We start from the raw sequence: 1028 nt of genomic DNA on the forward strand, positions 1-1028 counted from the left end.
ACAGCGCCTGTCACCCTTGACTGGACAAATGAAGTGATCATTGCGCAAGAGTTGACAACGGCTTGCGAAAAAATCAATCCTTATCAAAATTTTGCACCCCTGCCTGGTACAGTAACCCTTGAACCCGCGACAGACTTTTGGCATGAACAGCGCACCGATTGGCTCTCGGGTATCACCAATCAAATCATTATGGGAAAACATCGCGGCAGAACTATCCGTAACACAGAAGTGCGTGATGACTTGGTCAATGCACATCAAGAACAAACCGACTTTTTAAGACAAATTACCCTTCACTTTAAAATTGAAGGCTTTGGCAAGTTAGAACAATTAGAAAGCCTCATCTTTGATGGTGTGAATGTTTTGCCAGCGAGCCGCCTTGTTGCCGATAGCAAGGGCACCCTTGAAGGAACTTTTAAAATTCCACAAAACATCACCGCTGGCACAAAAAATGTTGTGGCACGGGGAAAAGGTGGAACCATTGCAACGGGGCTTTTTACAGGGCAAGGTGTGATTGATGTGAAAGTGATGCGGCGCACCACCACTGTGAAAATATGGATGCAATTTGACCCACAAGCGCAAGTCTTTACCCCCGATGAAACACGGCAAATCACCGGTATTGACTTTCATCTTTGCAAAATCGGTAATGAGAACCATGATTTGGTGATTGATTTGGTCACTACAGAAAACGGTTATCCGACCGCCGATATTCAAGCACAAAGCTTTTATTCTATGAAGGGCGCAAAGGGAGGGTGGGCAGAGGCACGCTATGATGTCCCTTTGTTAGTCCCTAATGACCGTCTCACCGCCTTTGTCATTAAAACCGATGATGCTGATCATGCCGTTTCACTAGCAAAGCTTGGAGATTTTGATGCAGAACACCAGAGATACGTCTCAAGCCACCCTTACGTGACCGGTCCACGCTTTTCTTCTGTCAATGCTAGGAGCTGGACCGCTCATCAAGATGAGGCTTTAGCCTTTCGAGTGTTGGCAGCCCGCTACACACAAACAGAAAAAACCATTGATCTTGG

1 protein-coding gene is annotated in these 1028 nt (G+C 46.3%); it reads left to right on the plus strand.

Features of this window, described 5'->3' with window-relative positions:
• The coding region (locus tag ACFIKE_RS11300) for a DUF4815 domain-containing protein (RefSeq protein ID WP_375650034.1) at positions 1-1028 on the plus strand (1028 nt) is incomplete at both ends.

The sequence above is a fragment of the Bartonella sp. MU70NMGDW genome (assembly GCF_042194085.1).
Taxonomy (GTDB): Bacteria; Pseudomonadota; Alphaproteobacteria; order Rhizobiales; family Rhizobiaceae; genus Bartonella; species Bartonella grahamii.